Below are 5,169 nucleotides of genomic sequence, written 5' to 3' on the forward strand. Positions count from 1 at the left end.
ATCCCACACGGGCGCCCCGGCCGCGGCCTGCCCCTGATACCAAGTTGCGTTCAAAGCTACCGTTCCCTGATTCGGCCCGGCAAGGGGCCTGGTGGAGCGCCGGGCGTGGCTCCTACAGTCGCTGCATCCGGCACTCAGCCGATGTCTTTCTCGCCATAATCCCACCAATGGCTCGCCAACGTTCGCGTTCTCGCCGTTCATGGAGCCGCCGGGCTGAGTGCCGGATGCAGCGTAAGCCGGATGCCGCACTCACGCACGGCCGGAACCAGGCCCCTTGCCGGGCTTCAAGCTGGGTGTCTGTTGGAAGGCAACCTGGTAGTAGGACGCAAGCACGCCGGGGCGTGGGACCGGGCCCCGGCGCGCGACGGCCGGGGGGTTGCGCCCCGACGACCGAACGCTATGCTTGGACCTGCGAACTGAGGTCTCCCAACCCGCGGTGATCCCAGCGGCCTTCGCCCCCCCGGGGCCGAAGGGGGATCGGCCGCCCGGCCGCCGAGCGGCCAAGCCGCCACGCCGGAGAGGAGGGTACCATGGGATTCTGGGAATCCAAGCCGTGCCGGGTGGTGTCGGGCCTGGCCGTGGTGCTGGCCGTGGCCCTGGTGATCACGGGCTGGGCCTTCGGGTACACACCGGATCGCTGGACCCCGGCCACCTGGGTGGCCCTGGCCGCGGTGCTCGCCTGCCTGGCGGTGTGCTGCTGCGCCGGGAGCCGTCGGGACGCCTGCCGTCGGCCGTAGATCCCCTCACCGGTCGAGCCGGGTGATCCCCTCCTCCCGGGCGATCCGCACCGCCTCGGCCACCTCGGCCCGGGTGGGCCGACGATCGAGCGGGGGCAGCCGGTGGGCTTCGCCCACGGGACGGTACTGGGCCATCACGTTCACGTAGGTCCGAGGCGAGACCTCCCGGGCCAGGAACCGCATCACCTCCCGGGTGCCGGCGAGTCCCCCGGGGAGCACCAGGTGCCGCACCAGGAGCCCCCGCACCGCGATGCCCCTCGCGTCCACCACCAGGTCCCCCACCTGGCGGTGCATCTCCTTCACCGCGGCCCTGGCCGCCTTCCAGTAGTCGGGCGCGCCGGCGAGCCGTTCCCCCACGCCCCGTTCCACCCATTTGAGGTCCGGCATGTAGATGTCGACCACGCCGTCCAGGAGCCGGAGGGTCTCAACGCTGTCGTACCCGCTCGTGTTGTACACCAGGGGGATCCGGAGGCCCCGGCGCACCGCGAGGGCGAGGGCCGCGAGGATCTGGGGCACCACGTGGGAGGGGGTCACGAGGTTGAGGTTGTGGCAGCCCCGGGCTTGGATCCACAGGAACGTGCGGGCCAGGCGGTGGGCCGGCGTGAGGACGCCCTCGCCGTCCTGGGAGATGTCCCAGTTCTGGCAGAACCGGCACCGCAGGTTGCACTCCGAGAAGAACACGGTGCCCGAGCCCCCGAAGCCCACGAGCGGCCGCTCCTCCCCGAAGTGGGGGCCCGCCGAGGCCACCTTGGCGTGGAGCCCGGTGCGGCACACGCCGGTCTGCCCCCGAAGCCGGTTCACCCCGCAGCGTCGGGGGCAAAGATCGCAGGCGGCGAGCCGTTGATAGGCCGTCCGGACGGCGTCGTACAGCCGGCCCGAACGCCAGGCACAGACGTAGGCTGGCTCGAACATCGGCTTACATCCCCTCGGGTTTCGCCGGTCCGCCACCCGGTGGGAGACGCTCGTTTCCGGGGGCCGGCCACGCCCGGATGCCGTTAGCCCTCCCGACCCTCCACCCGGTACCGGGCCGGCGCGATCCGCTCGGCGCGGCACCGGGGGCACCGGCCCGGCCGGCCGGTGCGCTCGCGGCCCCGAAACGAAAACCCGCAGGCCCGGCACCGCGCCGGTTCCACGACGACCCGCTCCCCGGGCGCAAGCGATCGCAGCGCGTGGCCGAGGTGTTCGGCGGCCTCCGGTTCCCGCAGCCCGAGCGCCCGGGCGAGTTCGGCCACGGTGGCGGGCCCGGCCCGCAGGAGTTCCAACATGCGGCGGCGGACCGTTTGGGTCACCGGCTCCAAAACCCCTCCGGGTCGTACCGCCGGATCACCGCCAGATCCTCGGGCGTGGGCTCCGGGGTGCGGGGCACGGGGTCGGGGATCACCACGGGCCATCCCGTGAGGGCCCGGACCTCCCCGGGGTCCACCCCGGGGTGAACCGAGGCGACCACCATCTCCCGGGTCCGCGGGTGAAACGCGAACACGCACTTGTCGGTGATGACGGCCGAGGGCCCGCCCCCCCGAAGCCCCTGCTCCCCGCGCCAGGCCCGGCCGTCGCCGTGCCCCGGGCTCGTCACGTAGCGCACCCGCTCCACGAACCGCCGGCGCTCGTGCTTCATCACGATCACGAGCCGCCCGGCCAGGCAGGCGATGTCGCAGGCGCCCCCGCTGCCGGGCAGCCGCACCGGGGCCGCGTCGGGGCCCACCTCGGTGGTGTTCAGGTTCCCGAACCGGTCGATCTCCGCCCCGCCGATGAACCCCAGGTCCACCCGCCCGGACTGGAGGAGCCCCATCGCGAGCTCCATGCCCATGCACATGCGGGCCCCCCGGAGGTTGGGGGGATCGCTCATGGTGATCAGGGGATCGGAGGCCGGGGCGTCCCGGAGCACCCCGTTCTCGAAGAGCCCCACGGCGCGGGGCGCATGGGTGGAACGGGCCAGCAGGAACGCCAGCAGCGGCAGGCGCATGCCCACGAACACGAGCTCCCCGTCCCGGATCTCCCGGGCGGCCCGCGCGATCATGAGTTCTCCGGGGGTGTAGTCGGCCATGGCGGGTCCGCTGCTCGAAGGCTAGAACGCTGGAAAGCTGGAACGCGAAAACCCAAGGGGCGAGGCCTGTCGCCCCGCCCTCAATACCCGAAATCGGCGGCCACCGAGTAGGCGTGGTCCGCCACCCGGAGTCGGTCGAGCCGCCCCTGGGCCCTCAGCCGGTCCACGTACGCGCCGTGGTCGGCCACGCCGGTCACCCACTCCTCCAGCCAGGCCTCGAACCCCTCGCGGGTGCGGCTCGCGGCGTGGTACTCCCGGTAGAAGGCGTGGTCCCGGTTCGCGTAGCCCTGGCAAGGGGAGGGGTGGCTGCCCCACCGGGCCTCCACCACCGCGCTCACCCGGAACCCCGGGATCAGGGTGCGGTTCGGGTCGCTCGCGATCACCCAGGGCGGCACGATCTCCTCGGCCACCACGAGGACTCTCTCGGCCGCGAACGCCGCCTCCTGGGTCACCCCCAGGTTACCCCAGGCGTGGGCGTTGCCCTGGGCGTCGGCCCGCTGCACGTGGAGGATCGCCACGTCGGGCACGATGGCCGCCACGGCCACCAGCGCCTCCCCGGTGAAGGGGCACCGGTGACGCCGGAGGCCCGGGTTTCGTTCCAGAACGGAGCTGCCCAGGGCCGTGCGGGTGGGCAGATACGGAAGCCCCATGCTGGCGGCCTTGAGCCCGGTCTGGAGCGTGAAGTTCGTGTGGTCCACCACCTCCAGCGGCCGGGGTTCGCCCCGCTCCACGGCCCGACGGAAATTGTACCCCGAGCCCATCATCACGTTCCCCACCCAGGCCGCCTCCACCCGGGCGGCGCACCCGGCGCCGATCAGGACGTCGAAGAGCATGTCGGAGATCGGCCCGATCAGCGTGAGATCCCCGATGCCCTGCCGGACGATCTCGTACCCGGCGGCGAACGGGATCAGGGACTCCAGGGCCGCGCCCATGACCACCCGGTCGCCGGGCCGCACGAACAGCCCCACCGCCTCCGCCAGGGTGTAGATCTTGGTCTCCACGGTCAGTCGTCCGCGAACACGAGGCAGGTGTTCCGAAGCCGCTTCTTTCCGTGGGCCACGATCTCCTCCTCGGTCATCGTTTTCTTGAGCTCGTCCCAGTAGTTGACCGAGGCCCCGATCAGGATCATCGACACGAGCCGCACGGCGTCGGTGATGAGCTCCACCATGTGGGCGCACCCCCGGGGCCCCCCGAGCCGTTTTGTGATCTCACGGACGATGCCCCGGCCGATCGTGAGCCCCACGAGCTCCCGGACCCCCTCGGCCCCGGCGAGGCAGCGTGTGAGGGGCACCTTGGTCATGTTCGCCTTGGCGTCCTCGATCACCCCGTCCGGAAGCCGCACCAGAAGCTCCAGGTGGAACGAGTGCTCCAGGTCGAGAAGCGTGCTCGTGACCAGCAGATGCTCGGGGTCCACCTGCTTCACGTTGGAGTGGATGGAGCGCTGGAAGATGTCCATGGGCTAAAAGCTCGGCGGGGTGATGACCCAGATGGCCCGCATCACGTCGGGCCCGGGGTTTCGCCACCTGTGGGGAATCGACGAGGTGAAATAGATCGAGTCGCCGGGCTCCATGCGGTACTCCTTGCCCCCGAGCTCGAACAGGAGCGTGCCCTCGAGCACGGTGCCGAACTCCTCCCCCTCGTGGGAGTACTCACCTTCGCTCTCCCCGCCCGGAAGCAGGGTGAAAAAGATCACCTCCATCTTCCGGTTCGGCACCTTCGAGGCCCCGAACTCGAAAATCACCTTGTCCTTAACGACCTCATAGGGCACCCGGTCGGATCGTTTCAGGAAGTACACCTGCTCGTCCCGGTCCTCCATGAACATCTCGCCGATGCTCACCCCCAGGGCCTGGGTGATCTTCTTGAGGCTCGCGATCGACGGGGAGTTCTTGTCGTTCTCGATTTGCGAGAGGAAACTCTTCGAAAACCCCGTGCGCTTTGCGAGTTCCTCCAGGCTGTACCCCCGGGCCCGCCGGGCCTCCCTGAGCTTTTTCCCGAGCATGTTCCGGATCTCCAACCAAGGTTTTGAATGCGGCCACGCCGACCCTTGTAAACAAAAGTGCGCTGAGGGTCAACGCCCTTTGGCGCGTCTTGACACGCCCGGGCCCCCGTGGGAGCATTGCGCCCCTCGCGCGCCCGTAGCTCAGCTGGATAGAGCGCCGGACTTCGAATCCGTAGGTCGGGGGTTCGAATCCCTCCGGGCGTGCCAGTAATAACAAGGGCTTAGCCGACGCGGCTAAGCCCTTTGTTTGTACGCCCGGCATGGGCACTGGCTTGGAGGTGAAAGTCCTCCCCCGAGTAGGTCACGACGAGGGAAGGGAAGCGCAAGGGCGTGAGGGCGACCGAGCGTCCGGAGGAAGCGTGGAACGAACCCACGGGCCGACGAACAGG

At 70.2% G+C, this 5,169-nt stretch carries 7 protein-coding genes and 1 tRNA gene; 2 read left to right on the top strand and 6 right to left on the bottom strand.

Going from position 1 to position 5,169, the window contains the following annotated elements; genetic code table 11:
- Positions 1-530 precede the first annotated feature (530 nt).
- Positions 531-737: a hypothetical protein gene (locus ACY0I8_RS16140; protein ID WP_461395559.1), complete on the top strand. Its 207-nt coding sequence runs from the start codon at positions 531-533 to the stop codon at positions 735-737.
- 6 nt (positions 738-743) lie between these two features.
- Here ACY0I8_RS16140 and ACY0I8_RS16145 read toward each other — a convergent pair whose 3' ends face one another.
- The 6 genes from ACY0I8_RS16145 to ACY0I8_RS16170 all read right to left on the bottom strand — a co-directional run bounded on the left by ACY0I8_RS16145 (position 744) and on the right by ACY0I8_RS16170 (position 4,780).
- A complete protein-coding gene (locus tag ACY0I8_RS16145; RefSeq protein WP_461395560.1) occupies positions 744-1,649 on the bottom strand; it encodes a radical SAM protein in 906 nt (301 codons plus the stop codon).
- Positions 1,650-1,732: 83 nt separating this feature from the next.
- Entirely contained in the window at positions 1,733-2,026 is a 294-nt protein-coding gene (locus ACY0I8_RS16150; protein WP_461395561.1) for a transcriptional regulator, read from the bottom strand.
- Positions 2,023-2,781, bottom strand: coding sequence for a CoA-transferase subunit beta (locus ACY0I8_RS16155; protein ID WP_461395562.1), 759 nt, complete (start codon positions 2,779-2,781; stop codon positions 2,023-2,025). The genes ACY0I8_RS16150 and ACY0I8_RS16155 overlap by 4 nt, the downstream gene beginning before the upstream one ends.
- Before the next feature lie 80 nt (positions 2,782-2,861).
- Positions 2,862-3,782, bottom strand: coding sequence for a CoA transferase subunit A (locus tag ACY0I8_RS16160; RefSeq protein ID WP_461395563.1), 921 nt, complete (start codon positions 3,780-3,782; stop codon positions 2,862-2,864).
- 2 nt (positions 3,783-3,784) lie between these two features.
- Entirely contained in the window at positions 3,785-4,237 is a 453-nt protein-coding gene (locus tag ACY0I8_RS16165) for a DUF2889 domain-containing protein (protein WP_461395564.1), read from the bottom strand.
- 3 nt (positions 4,238-4,240) lie between these two features.
- Entirely contained in the window at positions 4,241-4,780 is a 540-nt protein-coding gene (locus ACY0I8_RS16170; protein ID WP_461395565.1) for a cupin domain-containing protein, read from the bottom strand.
- A 130-nt stretch (positions 4,781-4,910) separates the two neighbouring features.
- Between ACY0I8_RS16170 and ACY0I8_RS16175 the strand changes: the two genes are divergently transcribed.
- Positions 4,911-4,987, top strand: a tRNA-Arg gene (locus tag ACY0I8_RS16175).
- The last annotated feature ends 182 nt before the right edge of the window (positions 4,988-5,169 follow it).

The organism is Deferrisoma sp. (assembly GCF_054681715.1).

Coding starts and splice junctions, on each gene's coding strand:
- ACY0I8_RS16155 (WP_461395562.1), bottom strand. CDS start 2,781: ATGGCCGACTACACCCCCGGAGAACTCATGATCGCGCGGGCCGCCCGG.
- ACY0I8_RS16165 (WP_461395564.1), bottom strand. CDS start 4,237: ATGGACATCTTCCAGCGCTCCATCCACTCCAACGTGAAGCAGGTGGAC.
- ACY0I8_RS16145 (WP_461395560.1), bottom strand. CDS start 1,649: ATGTTCGAGCCAGCCTACGTCTGTGCCTGGCGTTCGGGCCGGCTGTAC.
- ACY0I8_RS16140 (WP_461395559.1), top strand. CDS start 531: ATGGGATTCTGGGAATCCAAGCCGTGCCGGGTGGTGTCGGGCCTGGCC.
- ACY0I8_RS16170 (WP_461395565.1), bottom strand. CDS start 4,780: ATGCTCGGGAAAAAGCTCAGGGAGGCCCGGCGGGCCCGGGGGTACAGC.